This window comes from Polycladidibacter stylochi (genome assembly GCF_001562055.1).
Taxonomy (GTDB): Bacteria; Pseudomonadota; Alphaproteobacteria; order Rhizobiales; family Stappiaceae; genus Pseudovibrio; species Pseudovibrio stylochi.
Map to the genome: position 1 here is coordinate 235,318 of NZ_LLWE01000025.1, position 16,298 is coordinate 251,615.

The following is a 16,298-nucleotide window of genomic DNA, read 5'->3' on the forward strand; positions in this document are numbered from 1 at the left end:
AAATACAGATATATCGGTCATTTATGCCTTTAAAGCCAACGCATCCTAGTATATGTGACCAATTGATCTGATTTATGAGATAAAAAATGATTCCTAAAACGAACAAAAAAACAAAAAGGGTAGAGGGAATTGCAACCGAAGCCACCGCTGGTATCAAGGCAATTTTTCCTTTAATTTTCGCAGCAATTCCCATAGGCCTTCTATACGGCGCGGTTGCCACACAAAAGGGCATGTCGGTACTAGAGGTTACTTTAGCGAGCGCACTTGTATTTGCAGGTGGCAGCCAATTTGTTGCACTCGATATGTGGCACTATCCCCTACCGATCTTCACCATTGCTTTTGCAACCTTTTTGGTCAATCTGCGTCTTGTTCTGATGAGCTTTTCACTTGGCCCGAAAGCGCATAAAATGCAGGGTCTGCGTAAATATCTTACCTTTTTCTTTTTAACCGATGAAACATGGGCCTTAAGCGAGCAACGTGTAACCCAAAAGCCGCTGACCTACAGTTTCATGTTAGGTTTAGCCCTTCCCTTTTACGCAAGCTGGACACTCAGTTCTGCTTTGGGCGCATCTGTCGGCGCTTTAATCGAAACCCCGGAAAAATGGGGATTGGATTTTGCCTTCACAGCGATGTTCGCCTGCTTAATCATGGGTTTTTGGAAAGGTAAATCCACCGGAATCACATTATTGGTAACCGCACTCACCGCGGCTGCCGTTTACAAGCTGGTACCCGGTGCATGGTATATTATCGCTGGCGCTTTGGCTGGCATTATTTCTGCAGCAATCCAATATAAACCAGAGCCACCCAAAAACGATAAGCAGCCATTACCATGAACACTCTTCATTTAATTGATAGCACTGCACTTCTATGCATCCTTGCCATGGCAGGAGTTACTTATCTGGCGCGAATAACCGGCCTGCTACTATTGCGCTTTGTAAAAATCGAAGGTCGCTTGGAAGCAGCATTGCAAGCGGTTCCTCCAGCAATCCTTATGGCAGTTATAACACCAGTTGCCATTGCCACAGGACCGGCCGAAACCCTTGCAACAGGGATTACAGCTCTTGCCGCCACAAGGCTACCGCTATTAGCTGCAATTGCCACTGGGGTTATTTCTGTCGTTATTCTTAGGCTGTTCATGGTATAAAAAAGGGGCACCATTTCGATGCCCCCCTAAACCCGAATAACTCTATTCACACAGTGCGGGTTGCATGTTGCAAAAACGCCAGCTCTACACCCTCTAAATACGGAGCCAAAGCCTTGGCCACTTTACCATGGTAGGTATTAAGCCAAGCACGTTCTGCCTCGGTCAACATAGCCACGTCCACCAAGGCCAAATCAATCGGCGCAAGTGTCAGCGGCTCAAACCCGAGCATAGCCAGATCACCACCGGCTATTTCGCGCGGTTCGGTGACAAGCTCCAGATTTTCAATGCGGATACCATATTCACCGGCCCGATAATAACCCGGTTCATTGGAAAGAATCATCCCCGGCTCGAGCGCCACCCGGCTATTGTTTTTCGCAATGCGCTGCGGCCCTTCATGCACACTCAAGTACGAACCAACACCATGGCCGGTACCATGGTCAAAGTCCAACCCTGCCTGCCAAAGTGCATAGCGGGCCAGCGTATCAAGCTGTGCGCCATTGGTGCCAACAGGAAAACGCGCACAAGCCAGCGCAATGTGACCTTTAAGAACCAGCGTAAAGTGCTTTTTGTGCGTTTCGCTCACATCACCCACAGCAAGTGTACGGGTAATATCTGTCGTGCCATCTTCATATTGAGCACCAGAATCAATCAGGTACAAATTACCGGCTTCAACAGCAAGATCACTGTCATGGCTAACCCGATAATGGCAAATCGCACCATGCGGACCAAAGCCGGAAATACTGTCGAATGATATATCCTTCAAAACACCGGTTTCCGCACGAAACTGTTCAAGCTTTTGCGCAATACTCACTTCGCTGTGCCCACCTCGCGGCACATTTCCGGCAAACCAGTTTAAAAACTTCACAAATGCCACACCGTCGCGCACATGCGCCGCTTTAGCACCTGCAATCTCACGAGGGTTTTTAATCGCCTTGGGAAGCAGTGTCGGCTCTTCACCTTCAAGCACACTGCCACCGTTTAACGCAACCGCGTCATACAGCGCTTGTCCTGCGAGTCCGCAATCAATCATCACGGTCTTGCGAGTAGCGCCACATTGGCGCAAGCAGGCAACCAGCGCCTCCATTTCATGCAGTTCTGCCAGCTCAGCTAGCGCTTCACGAACAGGACCGCTCAGCTTACGCCCATCAATAAACAAATCCGGCTTGCCGGTGCTGTTCAATAGCGCAAAAGACAATGGCAAAGGTGTGTGCGAAACATCGCTACCGCGAATATTGAACAACCAAGCGACTGAATCAGGTTGTGTTAATAGCGCTGTATCCGCCCCTTTATCTGCAATAGCCGCCTGCATACGGGCTATTTTATCCGCAGCAGCCTCACCGGCATATTCTATTGGATGCAATTGCACGGCTCCACAAGGCGCGGCAGGGCGGTCCGCCCAAACGGCATCAATCGGATTAGTCTCAACGCCAACCAATTCCGCACCAACCTTAGTGCAGGCCTCTTGCAATCCACGCACTTCCTGCACTGTATGCAACATCGGATCAAAACCGAGCTTCATACCCTTCGTTAGCTTGGTGCAGATGTAGTCGGTAACTGGCTCATTATGTAAATGGCGGTATTCAAAGCAATCACCATCCACCTGCTCACGAACCTGTATGGTGTAACGCCCGTCAACGAAAATTGCAGCTTCATCACGCAGCACACAAGCTGCACCGGCCGAGCCACTAAAGCCTGTAATCCACTCCAAACGACAATCATTAGGGGGCACATACTCGCCCTGATGTGCATCAGCCCGTGGAATAAGAAAACCATCAAGACCGCGCTGGCCCAGTTCCTCTCGTAACATCGCCACCCGCGATGGCCCAAGAGCCTTTGTGTTACTCACATCATATTTTTGAAACATTTCTTGAGGTTACAAAGCCTCATCCCCCAAAGCAATAAGCTAATCAATCTAGGCACAATAATAGGAGCCATACAGCAATTCAAAAACAGCTATATATTGCCGGACGCATTAAAATATCATTTCGTCCAGTCCGTATTCTCCCCTAATGTGAATCAAAAGTACCGAAAAAAAGCTTAGCCATGCAACGATAACCACTCTCAAACCGTTATGTGCAAAATTTAAAACGATTTAAATAACTTAGAATAACTATAATATATTATTTATCATATTGTAACTATTGATGTTTTACTAGTATTTTACACTATGCAAAAAACGCATAACTGACATGCGAGATTTCCTCTTTTTTTTTAAAGTTAACAGGCGCATATACCTTCTTGTCAACACGACGCAAACGAAGCGCCGAAACAAACAAAACAGAAATGAAGCATTAATATCAAGGAGTTAAGTCATGACTATGACTGCTACTGTTACAGACTTCGGCCAGATCAAAGACCGCAAACCATCTTTCCTGCGCCGCGCATTTGATTGCATCATTGCCGCACGTCAAGAAAGTGTACAGCGTCAGGTAAATCACTACCTTTTGCGTTTGACCGATGAAGAACTGAACGCTGCAGGTTACGACCGCAAAGAGCTTTTAGCTCGCCGTTCAGCACCAGCTGCTTACTAAGTTAAAGCAGCGCCATGCCTGTTAAGAGCAGGCATCCAGTTTCATAAGGGCTCTAATTTCCTCCCTAGTTGAGCCCTTTGAATAGCCAGAACCGCCCTCCCACGGAACTGGCACCAAGACGTAGCCTGCCCTCCCACAGGAAACGTCTTACCAATAAGAGCCTCTGCAATAGGCGCCGGTGAATTCCTCCCACTTCACCATGGCAGCCTAAGCAGAGGCTTTCTTATTTTCAGCCCTTTAGCCGACAGATCACGTAAAACCACTCTCGCCACAATCAACCTCTTGCGCACAAAAAAGCCCACGTAAGTTCCCTCACGCAGGCTGTTTTTTAACTTTTGCACCGCACCTTACGGCTGCCAGGCTCCGCGCACTAGGGTCAAGGTCAACCAGCCATCAATTTCGCTAGAACGCACAAGCCGGAAACCGTGCTGCGCATAGGCCGAAATAATCCGTGGCCCATGCTCTACCCGCAAGCCGGAAAGCACCAGTACCGAGCGGTCATCCATTTGCGCACAAAACTTTGCCGACATCTGCTCCAAAGGTTTGGCCAGAATATTGGCAACCGCTAAATCAAAAGGGCCATAGGCAGCAAAACGGCGATCATCCACACCAGCAGCTGTAAAGGCCTTGAACAAAGGAGCCACACCGTTTTTCTTGGCGTTATCAATCGCCGCTTCCGTTGCAATTGGATCGATATCGGTTGCCAAAATCTCCTGACGGGTCATTTTAGCCAGCGCAATCGCCAACACACCCGTGCCAGTCCCTAAATCCAAAATACGCTCGAAACGATTGCGTTTCAACAGCCGCGCCAATTCCAGCAAACAGCCCTCGGTAGTACCATGGTGGCCGGTGCCGAATGCCTGCGCCGCTTCAATCTCGATACCGATTTCATGGCTATGCACCGCATCCCGGTCATGCGCCCCATGCACCACAATCCGCCCGGCACGTACTGGCTTCAGCCCCTCAAGCGATTTGGCCACCCAGTTAATCTCGGGCAGCTCTTCCACCTCAGCTTCTTCGGGCAACACGCCATCAGCAAACAAATGCCCCGCGCGTTCATTCACCAACGCCCGCGCACTGGCCACATCACTATCAAGCACCAAAATCTCGGAAATCCAGATTTTACCGTCTTCCGATGCTTCAAAAACAGCAACCGGATATCCTTCCAGCTCAAACAAAAACTCAAGCTTGTTAGATACATCCTTCGCCTCGGCCTCAAGTGCCGGTACACGAACCCGAATGGTCGCCATAAAATTCTCCATTGCCCATAAAGGCTTATCACGATGTATCGCCGAGTGCAGCATACGTCATGTTTTTGTTATCTTGCGCAAGCTATACAGCGATCCCACACCGCCCACCAGTAAAAAAGCAGCGTGATCCGAACCGCCAACAGCCCTAAGGCCTCTCGACAAAACTATCCAGCACTTTCTTTCGGCCTGCCTTGTCAAAGTCCACTGTCAGCTTGTTGCCTTCAATACTGGCAATATGCCCATAACCGAACTTATTATGAAAGACCCGCTCACCCTCGGTAAAACTGGAAGCAACCTCGCCAACAGACTTGGCAACCAGCTCACCCTCAATCGTTTTCGGGCCTGCCCGCTGTGCCCGTCGGCTTTGTGTCCCGCCGTGTTTGCGCCCATATGCCGCGCCAGAATTCTGTGTACGTTGTGCCCGTTGCCAGCCCGGTGTTGCATAAGAATTTTGAAAAGGGTCACGTTGGTCAAAACGCGAAGCACCATATCCCCCGCCGGAAACCGAGTTATAGCCGCCGTAATTAGAGTTTTGCTCCACAACCTCTACGCATTCGCTAGGCAGTTCCTCTAAAAAGCGGGAAGGAATAGAGCTTTGCCATGAGCCATGAATACGCCGGTTACAAGCAAACCATATTTTCACCCGCAACCGCCCTCGGGTCACCCCCACATAGGCCAGCCGCCGCTCCTCCTCAAGGCCCGAAAGTCCGGTCTCGTCCAATGCCCGCTGGTTGGGAAAAACCCCTTCTTCCCAGCCCGGCAAAAAGACAGTGTCAAATTCCAAACCCTTGGCAGAGTGCAAGGTCATAATCGAAACGGCATCCTCGCCCGCCCCGCCGTCACGGTCCATGACCAGCGAAATATGCTCCAAGAAACCGGCCATGCTCTCGAACTCTTCCATTGAGCGGATAAGTTCTTTCAAGTTATCAAGCCGCCCCGGCGCTTCGGCAGAGCGGTCTTTGCGCCACATCTCCGTATAGCCGCTTTCATCCAGCACCATTTCAGCCAATTCTGTGTGGCTTAAAACCTCAAGCTGTTCGCGCCAACGATCAAACTGCTGTAACAGCGAAAACAACGTATTACGTGCCTTGGGGCGCAATTCTTCGGTCTGAATTAAAATACTCGCCGCTTCCATTAAAGGAATTTGCTGGGCACGGGCATATTCATGCACCACCCTTAACGTGGCCTCACCCAACCCGCGCTTGGGCGTATTCACAATGCGCTCGAATGCCAAATCATCGGCGGGCTGAACAATGCAGCGGAAATAAGCCAGCGCATCGCGAATTTCCATGCGCTCGTAAAAGCGTGGTCCGCCAATAACGCGGTAATTCAGGCCCAACGTGATAAACCGGTCTTCAAACTCGCGCATCTGGTAGGAAGCACGCACCAAAATCGCCATCTCGTTAAGCATGTGGCCATTGGCTTGCAGCGCCTCGATTTCATCCCCAATAGATCGCGCCTCTTCCTGCGAATCCCATGAGGATGCAACCGAAACCAGCTCCGCCTCAGGGTCCATCTGGTCCGTAAACAGGGTTTTACCAAGCCGACCCTGGTTATGGGCAATCAGGTGCGAGGCAGCGGTGAGAATATGGCTGGTAGAGCGGTAATTGCGTTCAAGGCGGATCACCAAGGCCCCAGGAAAATCGTGCTCAAAGCGCAAAATATTGTCCACTTCGGCCCCGCGCCAGCCATAAATCGACTGGTCATCATCTCCCACACAACACACATTGTTGTTGCCCTGTGCCAGCAACCGCAGCCACAAATATTGCGCTACATTGGTATCTTGATATTCGTCCACCAGCATATAGCGGAACCGATGCTGGAAACTCTTCAAAACATCCGGGTTATTCTTAAAAATGGTAATACAGTGCAGTAGCAAATCACCAAAATCACAGGCGTTTAATATGGCCAACCGCTCCTGATAGATTTTATAGAGCTGCTTGGAATGGCCACTAGCAAACCCCTGCGCCTCGCCCATTGGCACTTTATCGGGCGTAATGGCGCGGTTTTTCCAGCTGTCCATCAAACCGGCGAAGGCCCGTGCTGTCCAGCGTTTTTCATCCAGCCCTTCCGCCTTGATAATCTGCTTAATCAGCCGCAACTGGTCATCTGTATCTAAAATCGAGAACGAGGATTTCAGCCCGACCAGTTCAGCATGGCGGCGTAAAATCTTCACGCAAATCGCGTGAAACGTGCCCAGCCAAGCCATGCCTTCCACACCGCCACCAAGGAAAGAGCCAACCCGCTCCTTCATCTCCCGTGCTGCTTTATTGGTAAAGGTCACCGCCAAAATCTGACCGGGCGTAGCCCGCCCGCTGGCAATAATATGTGCAATGCGCGTGGTCAGTACGCGGGTTTTACCGGTACCCGCCCCCGCCAGCACCAACACCGGTCCGTCCAGGGCTTCCACCGCTTGGCGCTGCTCGCCGTTGAGGCCGTGTAAATAGGGCGCGTTTGGCGCACGCCCTGCCATGGCCCGCGCCGCAATACCACCGGCCTTGGGCTGGGGGGCCGCAAGGCTCGCCTCTTCTTCCTGCATACCTTGCAGGTTTGCGCCCAAGTTTCTTCCGGTGTCTTGCGTCATAATCACAGCCATCTTGTCATAGGCGCGTCAGTTCAACCTGCGCCAATCTTGAAGTTTCGCAGAACAATATAGCAACGCAGGCAAGTACTGAATAGCAAAACAACAGATTTATCCCTGTTGTCCCTTGGGGAGTTCATTTCAACCAACCTGTAAAAGGGGGCAGTTCCGCCCCCTCCCATCCAAAAAACATCAGCCTGCCTGCGAAAAGCGCTTAATGCCCCTCCACCAGCGCAAACCAGTCATCCTCGGAAATCACCTCAATGCCCAGCTCACTCGCCTTTTTCAGCTTGGAACCCGCCTTCGGCCCTGCAATCACCAGCGATGTCTTCTTGGAAACCGAGCCAGAAACTTTCGCCCCCAACTCTTCCGCTCGCGCCTTGGCCTCATCACGGCTCATCCGCTCCAGCGAGCCGGTAAATACCAGCGTCTTGCCAGCAACCGGAGAACCGCTGGCGTCCGCCACCACCATTTCCTTTGGCCGCACTTGCGCCGTTAAGGCCTCCAGCGCCTCAATATTATGCGCTTCACTAAAGAATTCCACCAAGGCCTGCGCCACGATCACGCCAATGCCGTCAATATCCTTGAGCTCGCGCCATGCCTCGCTTTGGCTATCACTGGCCGCTCGCATGGCGCTATAAAAGGCTTCCCACGTGCCATAGGCCCGCGCCAGCAGCTTGGCGTTACCCTCGCCCACATGGCGCATGCCCAGCGCGAAGATAAACCGGTTAAGATCAATCACCCGCCGCGTATCAATAGCATCAAACAGATTGCGCGCCGAAACCGCCCCCCAGCCTTCACGGCTGCGCAGCTTCACCAGTGATTTACTATCCCGCTCGCGCAATGTGAAAATGTCCGCCGGTGTGCGGATACCGCCCTCGTCAAGCCCCAGCTCGAAGAATGCGCTTACCTGCTTCTCGCCCATCCCCTCAATGTCAAAGGCATTACGCGAAACAAAGTGCTTCAGCTTCTCCACCGCCTGCGCCGGACAAATCAAACCGCCCGTACAACGGCGCACCGCATCCACCTTGCCCTTCACGCCGCTTTCTTCGCGCACCGCATGCGAGCCGCACGCCGGGCAAGACTGCGGGAACTCAAAGGCAACCGCATCCGCCGGACGACGCTCCAGATCCACATCAACAATCTGCGGAATAACATCCCCCGCCCGCTGCACAATCACCGTATCACCAACGCGGATATCCTTGCCCCCGCGCAACGGCTCACCATCCTGCCCAATGCCCTTGATGTAATCCTCGTTGTGCAAGGTAGCGTTAGAAACCACCACACCGCCCACCGTAATCGGCTCCAGCTTGGCCACCGGCGTTAACGCGCCCGTGCGCCCCACTTGAATTTCAATGGCATTCAGTGTGGTAAAGGCTTTCTCGGCGGCAAACTTATGTGCAATCGCCCAGCGCGGCGAGCGCGAAACAAAGCCCAATCGCTTTTGCAGCTCAAGACTGTCAATCTTGTAAACCACCCCATCAATATCATAGCCAAGCCCCGCGCGATCTTCCTCAATGCGCCGATACATGGCAATCAACCCCTCGGCGCTGTCAAAACGCGCCATCAACGGGTTGATCTTAAATCCCCACGCGCCAAAGCAGGCCACCATCTCCATTTGCGTGCTGGCGGGCATTTCGCTCATCTCACCCCACGCATAAGCGAAGAATTTCAATGGACGTGTCTTGGTAATCTCGGCATTTAATTGCCGTAGCGAGCCCGCCGCCGCATTGCGCGGGTTGGCAAAGGCCTTGCCGCCATTAGCCACCATACGCGCATTCAGGGATTCAAAGTCCGCATGACTCATGTAAACCTCGCCGCGCACCTCCACCACATCTGGCACACCCGCTGGCAACTGCTGTGGAATATCGCTAATGGTGCGGGCATTCTCGGTTACATTCTCACCCACCGCGCCATCACCGCGTGTCGCCGCCGAAACCAGCCGCCCGTGCTCATAGCGCAGCGAAAGCGAAAGCCCGTCAATTTTCGGCTCCGCACTCACCCATAGAGCGCCCATCAGCGGATCATACTTTAAAAACCGCCGCACTTTGCCAAGGAAATCCTGTACATCGCCATCGCTAAACGCATTATCGAGCGAAAGCATTGGCACCACGTGGCTAATCTTGCCAAAACCTTCAGCAACATCTGCCCCCACGCGGTTCGAGGGGCTGTCAGCACGCACCAATGCAGGGAACCGCGCCTCAATGGCTTGGTTACGCTGGCGTAGCGCATCATATTCACCATCAGAAATCAGAGGTGCATCTTTGCCGTGGTATGCGTCATCATGCTTGGCAATTTCTACGGCCAAAATGGCCAGCTCTTGTGCGGCTTCGTCTTGTGTTAGCGCCAAAACATCTTTGCTCGATCCATCAACAACCACAGGCACCCTCGCTATCATTCACCTTTAAAGGCAGAGTTCAAAGCTCTATAAATATCATTCGCCCTTGGCCTAATCGCTGCTCCTGTGAAAAGCAAGTATCCCGCCCCGAACCTTCCCAAAAATCAATAGAAACAGAAAGTACATCACGCCTTCAGTTTTCGCCCTTTCTGTTTTAGTCTGCGCACAACAACACCATAAGCAACAAGTAATTCAATTAAACTCCAACGGATAAACAATGCTCATTTACGACAGTGCCCACTGGCTTGCTTTTTTAACAGCCGCTTTTTTGCTTAACCTCTCCCCCGGCCCTGATATGGCCTTTATCATGGGTCACACGCTCAAAAGCGGGCGCACCGCAGGTATTATTGCCATGCTGGGAATCTGGAGCGGGGCGCTCTGCCACGTATTATTGGCAGTACTGGGCGTATCCGCCATTCTGGCCGCTTCCGCCGCCGCATTCCAGCTAGTTAAGTGGCTGGGCGTTTTCTACCTACTTTGGCTGGCCATCAAAGCCATACGCGCTGGCGCGGACCCACAGCAAGATTTGCAAGTTTCCAAACACAGTCTAGCCACCATTTACAGACACGGCATTCTGGTCAATCTTCTTAACCCTAAAGTGGCACTTTTCTTTTTGGCCTTTCTACCGCAATTTATCGAACCCACCCAAGGCCCCTATGCACTGCAAATGGCAGTACACGGCTTTTTGGTCATCATTACCGCCGCTTTTGTCGAACCACCTCTCATATTTATGGGCGATCAACTGACAAAAAAGCTCAAAGGACAACAAAAGCTAAACAATATTCTCAACCATTCTCTCGCCGCAATCTACATTATGCTTTGCTTGCGTTTAGCCCTATCCAATACTTCAAAGTAATAACTTGAGAGTAATAATGCTGGATTTATTGCCGCCCACCACAGCCATGCTCACTTTTATGGCCGCCGTTTTAACCTTGTGCCTCACACCCGGTCCCGCTGTCATTTACATCTCCAGCGGCTCACTCGCCCATGGCCGCACATTCGGCATGCTGACAGCCCTTGGCGTTGCCATTGGCAACATCGCCAATGCCGCTCTGGCAATACTGGGTCTTGCCGCCCTGTTCGCCTTGTATCCGCCAGCCTTTACCACCATAAAGTTTTTGGGTGCGCTCTATATGGTCTATCTGGGCCTTACAGCACTGCGCAAGGCAAAGTCCGCGACAGTCAATTTACCAACACCAAACCAGTCATCTCTTGGCAAAATCTTTCGTGACGGCTTTATTGTTGCACTTCTCAACCCCAAAACAACAATCTTCTTTGCAGCTTTCCTGCCTCAGTTCATTACCAGCACCCAACAAGCAACAGCACAGTCATTTTTACTTGCAGCCGTTTTTTGCGTCATTGGCTTTTCAACCGATAGCACCTACGCCCTCATTGCCGGCTCAATCAAATCAACCCTCACCAAATCACCACAGATTATTGGCCGAATCCAGTTCGTCTCGGCTCTGATTTTTATTGCACTTGGCCTGTGGCTACTCATTTCAGCGTAAGCAAAAAGCCCAGATATCCTTATAGCCATGCAAAAATATGAGTCACTTTCACCTTATTTCCTAGTTTTAAACAGCAGAACGTGATTTTAAATCGATTTAAAAAATCATTTAATCTACACATACCATTGATTTTAAATATATAATTTAATTACCCCCTAACTCATGCACTTAATGCATAGCAGCTACGATTTCTTAGCTCTTTTTAAACACAGCAAACGGGCGCATAACCTCCTTGTCGAAACGGAAACGCTGCAGCAACAACCGCTAGGAACGACAAAAGAATAAAGTAAAACAAGGAATTAGAAAAATGATCCTATCAGCAATGACAACCGAATTCGACTTTGCACCAGCACAAAAAGGCTTTTTTGCTCGCTTGTTTGATCGCCTCGTAGAAGCCCGTCAAAAAGAAACACAGCTCATGGTTAACCATTACCTCTTGAAGCTGTCTGACGAAGAGCTGAAAGCTGTTGGCTACGACCGCAAAACACTACAAGCACAAGGCAGCAAACTCAGCATTCTATAATTTGCGGCCCTAAGAAATATCAAGATTGCTGTAAAAAGCGATATTTGGAAACAAGATTATTTTCCCCGATATCTTATTCCAACTCAAAAGCCCTTGCTTCCCTTGAACCTGCTAAAGGCACAATCAAGAAGCAGGGGTTTTGTCATTTTTGTCGGCGCACTCTGCCACTACGACTGTATAGCCCTTACTAATCGGCTATCACGCCACAAGCCTACAAAGCTTAATGCGGCTATTTAGCAAATGGCAAAATGTTTCCGGCTCACCTAAACTAACGGCGCTTCCATCAAGCGGTCAGCAGCAGCACGTGCTTCTTCTGTTATTGTAGCCCCCGCCAGCATCCGCGCGATTTCTTCGCGCCGGTCCGCCTCTAAAATCTCGCGAACCCCAGTTGCCACCGTACCCATATCTGTCTCGGCCTTTTGAATAAGAAAATGCCCGTCAGACCGCGCTGCCACTTGCGGTGCATGTGTCACAGTTAAAACTTGCACGCGTTGCGCAAGGCGAGCCAAACGCATACCAATTGCTTCAGCGACAGCCCCGCCCACACCGCTATCAATCTCGTCAAAGACCAGCGTTGGTGCCGAACCTTTATCTGCCAGAGAAACCTTCAAAGCCAGCAAAAACCGCGAAAGCTCACCGCCCGATGCCACTTTCAAAAGCGGCCCAGGCCGTGTGCCCGGGTTGGTTTGAGCATGGAATTCAACTTTATCAATGCCGTCAGCACTGCGCTGTTCCAAATCACTTTCCTGCTCAATAATCAATCGCGCACGCTCCAGCTTCAAAGCAGGCAACTCGCTTTGTACTGCTTCCTCCAGTGCCCGCGCTGCATTGCCACGCTTTAAAGAGAGCGACGTCGCCCGCACATCATAGGCAGCACGCGCTTCTTCCACCTTCTGGGCTAAAGCCTGCAACTTGTCTTCACCGGCATCCACATCTGCCAAATCTGCCGCCATATTGTCACGCAGCACTGCCAGCTCATCCACGGGGAGTGAATACTTGCGCGATGCTGCACGTAGCGCAAACAACCGCTCTTCCACTTGCTCCAGCTCACCACGGTCAAATTCTGTCGCCCGTAGCGCCAGCTCCAAACCACCGCGTGCTTCTTCCAGCTGGTCCAAAGCCCCGCCAAGCTGGTCCACAACACCGGTTAAAAACGTGGGTGCTTGCTCTACCTTGCGCTCAAGTCGGCGCATTAGGCTTGCAAGCTCTGGAATAGGCGAGGCATGACCATCCAAAGTGTCAAAGGCCTCGCGCAAATCACCGGCAATCTTTTCTACCTGCATCATGTCCTGACGACGTAAGGCAAGCTCCTGCTCCTCATCGACTTGCGGGTCAAGCGCTGTTAGCTCATCCACACTCGATCGTAAGTAATCCGCCTCTTGTCGCGCCGCTTCCAACCTCTTCTCGTGGGCACGCAACTCTTTTTCAGCTTTATGAAATTGACGGTAATGAAAGCCGACTTCAGACAAATCGTGTTCCAGCCCGCCAAAGCTATCTATTAGCTGGCGGTGGCTTTCCACATCCACCAAGGCCCTGTCCGCGTGCTGGCCGTGCACTTCCACCAGACAATTCCCAACTTGGCGTAAAACACTGGCACTCACCGGCGCATCATTAATATATGCACGCGTTCTGCCATCTTCCGCCTGTACCCGACGCAAAATGATGTCGCTATCAGCTTCCAGCTCATTGTCTTGCAAAACTTTACGTGCTGCATGGTCCATAGGTACATCAAAAACCGCTGTCACTTGACCGCGCTCTTCTCCATGACGCACAAGCGAAGCGTCACCGCGCCCTCCAAGCGCCAAAGACAATGAATCCAGCAAAATAGATTTACCGGCGCCGGTTTCACCAGTTAAAACAGTCATGCCATCGCTGAATGCCAAATCCAGCTTGTCAATCAAAACAATGTCTCGAATAGATAAAGCGGATAACATACCCTGTAGCACCTCGGTGTATTGCTTTAAACAAAGCGCAGCCAACAGATAATATCTGTCATTAACTGGAAAAAGCGCCCCGCACAACTAGCGGAGCGCTTTACCCAGAACAAACAAGGTCCAAATTCGCAATTATTAAGTCTTAAACGATAGCTTTACAGACTAAAGCAGCTTCAAATCCATAAAGCTTCTGGAAATCCAGCTACCCTTATTCTCTTCGGGCGAATAACCACCCTTTTTCAAAAGGCTGTAGGCTTCTTTATACCAATCACTCTGCGGGAAGTTATGCCCCAAAACAGCAGCAGCAGTTTGCGCCTCAGGCAACACACCAAGCGCGTAATAGCTCTCAACTAACCGGAACAAAGCTTCTTCCACATGGCGCGTTGTTTGGTAGTTGCTCACAACCACCTTAAAGCGGTTAATCGCTGCCAAATAATTGCGTTTCGTTAGATAGTAACGCCCAACTTCCATTTCTTTACCGGCAAGCTGGTCCTCTGCCATCCGAATGCGCTTACGCGCCTGTTCTGCATATTCTGAATCAGGAAAACGCTCGACAACCTCTTTCATCGCATCCAGCGCTTCGCCTGTCGCCTTTTGGTCACGTCCAACATCCGGTATTTCACGGAAATAGGATTCCCCAATCAAAAAGTAAGCATAAGCAGTATCTTTATGCCCTGGATACAAAGCAACAAATCGCTTGGAAGCAGCAATGGTTTCAGGGTATTTACCCATTGTAAAATTCAAATAAGCAATATTTATTAGCGACTTACGCGCGAACTCGGAGTAAGGATACAGGCGGTCCAGCTCACTGAACTTTTTCTCGGACTTGCTCAGTTTACCAGCAGCACGTAACGCCAAAGCTTCGTTAAACATTTGTTGTGGCGGTGTATCGTCCATAACAAATTCTTCTTCGCTTTTGTTAGATGCGCAACCAGCAAGCCCCACCGAAGTTGTAATTAGCGCTACTGAAACCAACCGGCGAAATGAGTACGTATTAAATGTAAAGCGCATAGGTTTATTCTCCAGCACCAATTCCTCTCCTTAATCCCCAACAGGATTCGGGGTTCCCCCACAATGAAACATCATGCTTTTAAAGCATAAAACCGTGTAGGTCACGCTTGTTTACTGCAAATGCTGAATCATTATGTCAAATTCTAGGCAAACACGATTATAATAGGCAGATACTTACAATCTACAGCTCATTTGCATTTTTAAAATCGAGCCCAAGCAGTCTGGCCATTTCATAAACTATAAGAAAACTCGAAGTAAAACACCTCGGTGTCTTCACGCAAATGCGATCACCATTACGAAATTGAAAAAGAAGTGCGAAACCAAAACAGGCCCCAGCGGGGCCTATTGAGCTAAAAGCGAAATCTTTAAACCTAGGAGACTTCAGGCGCAAAAGCTGCCGCTTGCCATCCACCAATCAAATCGGCATGGCCTTTTTCGCTGCGGGCAACCTCTTTCACACCTTGCGCTTCAATTATTTCAAAAGCTTCCGGTGTCTTGAACAGCTCCACAAGAACTGCATGGTTCATGCGATGCCCACCTTTATAAGAGCGATACTCACCCCAAATAGGCAACCCAGCCAAAGCAAGATCTCCCACCGCATCCAGCGCTTTATGACGCACAAACTCGTCTGGCCAACGCGTTCCTTCAGGGTTCAAAACCCGGTCACCATCAAGGGCAACAGAATTTTCAAGGGAAGACCCCATTGCAAATCCCATTTTCCAAAGTTTTTCAACGTCTTGAACCGAACCGAATGTGCGTGCTCGCGCCAGCTCTCGACGGAAAGTCTCAGCATTCAAATCAAATACCAACGCCTGACGGCCGATCAAGGAACTGGCAAAATCAATAGTAATATTAAACCGTTGACCATTAAAAGGGTTCAACTCACACCACTGATCACCTTGTACAACCCGAACACTGCGTTTGATTTTAATAAACCGGCGTTGAACTGACAATTCCTTAAGCCCAACACGGTCAATTGCTTCAACAAACGCAATGGAAGAACCATCCATTATAGGTGTTTCAGGACCATCAATTTCTACGGTAACATTATCAACGCCCATACCACGCAGAGCTGCCATTAAATGCTCTACGGTAGAAACACCGGCACCTTTTGGATCCCCCAGAACAGTACAGAGCGAAGTCGCGCTCACCGATTGCCAGTCAGCCCGGGTCTCGACAACTTTAGCCCCATTGGTACGTTGGAATACAATGCCACTATTCGCATCTGCTGGATGTAAAGTTAAGGAGGCTGGTCCACCGGAATGCACCCCGATACCTGTAAGGGTTACACTATCAAAGAGCGTCGTCTGTTTTTCGACACGCATAGTCATGATTATCCAGCCTTGTATTTTGATGCCTAAATGGTGGTTACAGCACAGAAATGCACGTGCAAATCAAACCACCCTGTTGTTTTGTAG

13 protein-coding genes are annotated in these 16,298 nt (G+C 50.5%); 6 read left to right on the top strand and 7 right to left on the bottom strand.

The features are described from left to right. The first annotated feature begins 86 nt into the window (after nt 1-86). Nucleotides 87-833 carry an AzlC family ABC transporter permease gene (locus AYK67_RS10215; protein WP_068085908.1) on the top strand — a complete coding sequence of 249 codons (747 nt, stop codon included), beginning with the start codon at nt 87-89 and terminating at the stop codon, nt 831-833. Next, the gene (locus AYK67_RS10220; protein WP_068085911.1) at nt 830-1,144 is read left to right on the top strand and encodes an AzlD family protein; all 315 of its coding nucleotides are present in this window, start codon (nt 830-832) and stop codon (nt 1,142-1,144) included. The genes AYK67_RS10215 and AYK67_RS10220 overlap by 4 nt, the downstream gene beginning before the upstream one ends. Nucleotides 1,145-1,190: 46 nt before the next feature. On the opposite strand, the gene AYK67_RS10225 is transcribed toward AYK67_RS10220, so the two are convergent. Next, complete coding sequence (locus tag AYK67_RS10225; protein ID WP_068085914.1) at nt 1,191-3,008, bottom strand: aminopeptidase P family protein; 1,818 nt, start codon at nt 3,006-3,008, stop codon at nt 1,191-1,193. Between the two features lie 448 nt (nt 3,009-3,456). Between AYK67_RS10225 and AYK67_RS10230 the strand changes: the two genes are divergently transcribed. Beyond that, a complete protein-coding gene (locus tag AYK67_RS10230; protein WP_068085917.1) occupies nt 3,457-3,675 on the top strand; it encodes a hypothetical protein in 219 nt (72 codons plus the stop codon). Nucleotides 3,676-4,022: 347 nt separating this feature from the next. On the opposite strand, the gene AYK67_RS10235 is transcribed toward AYK67_RS10230, so the two are convergent. The 3 genes from AYK67_RS10235 to ligA all read right to left on the bottom strand — a co-directional run bounded on the left by AYK67_RS10235 (nt 4,023) and on the right by ligA (nt 9,886). Then, nucleotides 4,023-4,925, bottom strand: a complete 903-nt coding sequence (locus tag AYK67_RS10235) for a 50S ribosomal protein L11 methyltransferase (RefSeq protein WP_068085918.1) — start codon at nt 4,923-4,925, stop codon at nt 4,023-4,025. A gap of 145 nt (nt 4,926-5,070) precedes the next feature. Beyond that, complete coding sequence (locus AYK67_RS10240; RefSeq protein ID WP_156453133.1) at nt 5,071-7,464, bottom strand: ATP-dependent helicase; 2,394 nt, start codon at nt 7,462-7,464, stop codon at nt 5,071-5,073. Between the two features lie 256 nt (nt 7,465-7,720). Further along, complete coding sequence (gene ligA / locus AYK67_RS10245; protein WP_244266908.1) at nt 7,721-9,886, bottom strand: NAD-dependent DNA ligase LigA; 2,166 nt, start codon at nt 9,884-9,886, stop codon at nt 7,721-7,723. A 235-nt stretch (nt 9,887-10,121) separates the two neighbouring features. Between ligA and AYK67_RS10250 the strand changes: the two genes are divergently transcribed. The 3 genes from AYK67_RS10250 (at nt 10,122) to AYK67_RS10260 (ending at nt 11,935) form a co-directional block, all read left to right on the top strand. Further along, a complete protein-coding gene (locus AYK67_RS10250) occupies nt 10,122-10,760 on the top strand; it encodes a LysE family translocator (protein WP_068085922.1) in 639 nt (212 codons plus the stop codon). Between the two features lie 16 nt (nt 10,761-10,776). Further along, nucleotides 10,777-11,412: a LysE family translocator gene (locus tag AYK67_RS10255; protein WP_068085925.1), complete on the top strand. Its 636-nt coding sequence runs from the start codon at nt 10,777-10,779 to the stop codon at nt 11,410-11,412. Between the two features lie 307 nt (nt 11,413-11,719). Next, nucleotides 11,720-11,935, top strand: a complete 216-nt coding sequence (locus AYK67_RS10260; RefSeq protein ID WP_244266909.1) for a hypothetical protein — start codon at nt 11,720-11,722, stop codon at nt 11,933-11,935. A 263-nt stretch (nt 11,936-12,198) separates the two neighbouring features. Here AYK67_RS10260 and recN read toward each other — a convergent pair whose 3' ends face one another. The 3 genes from recN to lpxC form a co-directional block, all read right to left on the bottom strand. After that, complete coding sequence (gene recN / locus AYK67_RS10265) at nt 12,199-13,869, bottom strand: DNA repair protein RecN (protein ID WP_068085927.1); 1,671 nt, start codon at nt 13,867-13,869, stop codon at nt 12,199-12,201. Between the two features lie 162 nt (nt 13,870-14,031). Beyond that, nucleotides 14,032-14,880, bottom strand: a complete 849-nt coding sequence (locus AYK67_RS10270) for an outer membrane protein assembly factor BamD (protein ID WP_068085929.1) — start codon at nt 14,878-14,880, stop codon at nt 14,032-14,034. 371 nt (nt 14,881-15,251) lie between these two features. Beyond that, nucleotides 15,252-16,211, bottom strand: coding sequence for a UDP-3-O-acyl-N-acetylglucosamine deacetylase (gene lpxC, locus AYK67_RS10275; RefSeq protein WP_082735749.1), 960 nt, complete (start codon nt 16,209-16,211; stop codon nt 15,252-15,254). Between the last annotated feature and the right edge of the window lie 87 nt (nt 16,212-16,298).